Annotated in this window: 2 protein-coding genes; both read right to left on the bottom strand. The window is 72.1% G+C overall.

All coding sequences use genetic code 11. The features are described from left to right. Window positions 1–1531, bottom strand: a 1531-nt coding sequence (gene mtrB, locus AB0B91_RS65125) for an MtrAB system histidine kinase MtrB (protein WP_358343020.1), incomplete at its 3' end; no start/stop codon positions are given. Window positions 1532–1543: 12 nt separating this feature from the next. Further along, entirely contained in the window at window positions 1544–2233 is a 690-nt protein-coding gene (mtrA, locus tag AB0B91_RS65120; protein ID WP_089001893.1) for an MtrAB system response regulator MtrA, read from the bottom strand. Window positions 2234–2426 lie beyond the last annotated feature (193 nt).

Below are 2426 nucleotides of genomic sequence, written 5' to 3'. Positions count from 1 at the left end.
CCTCCAGCCAGCCGCCGTGCAGCCGGGCGTCCTCCAGGCTGATCGACAGGCCCAGCCCGGTGCCGCCGGTCTGCCGCGCCCGGGACGGATCGGCCCGCCAGAAGCGGTTGAACACCAGCTTCTCCTCGCCCGGCTTGAGCCCCACCCCGTGGTCGCGGACGGTGATCGCCACCGCCGTGTCGTCCGTCCCGAGCGTGATCAGCACCGGCTTGGCCTCGCCGTGCTCGACGGCGTTGCCGACCAGGTTGCGCAGCACCCGCTCCACCCGCCGGGGATCCACCTCGGCGATCACCGGGGTGCTGGGGACGTCCAGCTCGATGGCCACGCCGACGCGCTCAGCGAGGCCGGCCAGCCGGTCGGCCACCCGGTGCACGACCGGCACCAGGTCGGTCGGCTCGGAGTCGAGCATGGCGAAGCCGGCGTCGAAGCGGCTGATCTCCAGCAGGTCGGTCAGCAGCTCCTCGAACCTGTCCAGCTCGGCCTGGAGCAGCTCGGCGCTGCGCGCCACCGCCGGGTCGAACTCGTCGCGCTCCGCGAAGATCAGGTCGGCGGCCATCCGGACCGTGGTCAGCGGGGTGCGCAGCTCGTGCGAGACGTCGGAGGTGAAGCGGCGTTGCAGCCGGGACATCTCCTCCAGCCGCAGGATCTGCCGTTGCAGGTTGGTCGCCATCTGGTTGAACGACGCCGCGAGCAGGGCGAGGTCGTCCTCGCCGTTGACCACCATGCGCTGGTCGAGCAGGCCGGCGGAGAGCCGCTGGGCCGTCCGGGCGGCGACCCGCACCGGGGTCACCACCAGCCGGGTGACCAGGCCGGCGAGCAGGCCGAGCAGCAGCACCAGGGCCGCCCCGGTGGCGGCCACGGTGTCCCGGACCTCGGCGGCCGTGGCGTCCTGCCGGGCCAGCGGTACGAGGTAGTAGAGCTCCACCTGACCGAACCGGGTGGGCACCGGGGAGCCGTAGACCAGGTACTTCGTGCGCTCCTCGCCGAGGCGCCCGGTGCGGATCTGGCTGGCGACCTTGCCCCCGGCGACCGTCTCGCGCAGCTCCGGGCTGATCAGCGGGCGGACGTTGACCGCGGGCGAGGAGCGGGGCTGGATGGCGTCGTTGTGGTTGTCGGCGACGAGCGCCACGATCACGCCGGTGGTCTGCTGCGGGTCACCGCCGGCCAGGTAGTTGACCGTGCCCTCGATGGTCTCCTGCAGCTGCGTCTCCTGCGGCTGGTCGTAGAGGCCGAACTGCTTCGCCGCGTAGTCCGCGCCGCTGTCCAGCCGCACCCGCACGTCCGTCTCGACGTTCTCCACCAGGATGCCGGTGATCTTGTCGGCGATCAGGTAGGCGAAACCGCCCACCAGGAGACTGGACGCGACCAGTGTGATGGTCACCACCCGCAGCTGGAGCGACCGCCGCCAGGCCTGGTGCAGGCCGGCGAGCAGGCGCGCGGCCCGGCCGTGCACGCCACGCCACAGCTCCCGCGCGGCGACGTGCCGGCGCGGGGCTGCCGTCGGGGGGTCCGGGATGAGGGAGGTGGCCACAGTGTGACCAGGCTATCCGGTGCCTGCCTTGTAGCCCACGCCCCGCACGGTGAGGATGATTTCCGGCCGCTCCGGATCCGGCTCGATCTTGGCCCGCAGCCGCTGCACGTGCACGTTGACCAGCCGCGTGTCCGCCGCGTGCCGGTAGCCCCAGACCTGCTCCAGCAGCACCTCGCGGGTGAAGACCTGGCGCGGCTTGCGGGCGAGCGCGACCAGCAGGTCGAACTCCAGCGGCGTCAGCTTCACCTCCTCGCCGTTGCGGCTGACGGTGTGCGCCGGGACGTCGATGGTGATCTGGTTGCCGGGCGGCCCGATGGTCAACATCTCCGGGGCGACGTCCTCGCCGCGGCGCAGCCGCGCCCGCATCCGGGCGACCAGCTCCTTGGGCTTGAACGGCTTGACCACGTAGTCGTCGGCCCCGGACTCCAGGCCGAGGACCACGTCGACCGTGTCGCTCTTGGCGGTCAGCATGACGATCGGCACGCCCGACTCGGCCCGGATCGACCGCGCCACGTCGATGCCGCTCATGCCGGGGAGCATGAGGTCGAGCAGGACGATGTCGGGGCGGTTCTCGCGGAACGCCGCCAGTGCCCGCTCGCCGTCGGCGACGAACGAGGGCAGGAAGCCCTCGCTGCGCAGGACGATGCCGAGCATCTCGGCGAGCGCGGGGTCGTCGTCGACCACCAGTACCCGGGCTCTCATGGGGTTAATGTTTCCATCCCCTTCAGTTCGGTGGGATCCCCGTCACCCGGCACGGTACTGCCGTGGGACGTCGCCGCCCAGCAACAGGTGCCCGGCGTCGCCGCCCCGACGTGCGGGTCCACCCGATCGGAACGGGCGTGTCACCATGATCCCCGCGTGCGCCGTCACGCGCCACCGCCGTCCCTCCCCAGGA

The organism is Nonomuraea sp. NPDC049141 (assembly GCF_040648415.1).
Taxonomy (GTDB): Bacteria; Actinomycetota; Actinomycetes; order Streptosporangiales; family Streptosporangiaceae; genus Nonomuraea.
This window is presented reverse-complemented; position numbering and strand designations above follow the sequence as displayed.